General features: G+C 57.1%; 1 protein-coding gene. It reads right to left on the minus strand.

The features are described 5' to 3' along the window. The coding region (locus ACM6IV_RS16250) for a GTP-binding protein (protein WP_414870770.1) at positions 1-245 on the minus strand (245 nt) is incomplete at both ends.

Consider the following 245-nt stretch of genomic DNA (forward strand, 5'->3'; position numbering starts at 1 on the left):
ACCAGTTTACGAACGGCAGTGGTGCCCATTTCGTTGTCGTCTTTGCCTTCCAGCGCCATACGAGCCGAACCGATGATGATCGGAGTGTCGTCGCCCGGGAAGTCGTAGGTGGACAGCAGGTCGCGAACTTCCATCTCAACCAGTTCCAGCAGCTCTGCGTCGTCTACCAGGTCAGCCTTGTTCAGGAAAACCACGATGTACGGAACGCCTACCTGACGGGACAGCAGGATGTGCTCACGGGTTTG

Origin of the sequence: Pseudomonas sp. IT-347P (assembly GCF_949768005.1) — a bacterium.
In the GTDB taxonomy this organism is placed as follows: domain Bacteria; phylum Pseudomonadota; class Gammaproteobacteria; order Pseudomonadales; family Pseudomonadaceae; genus Aquipseudomonas.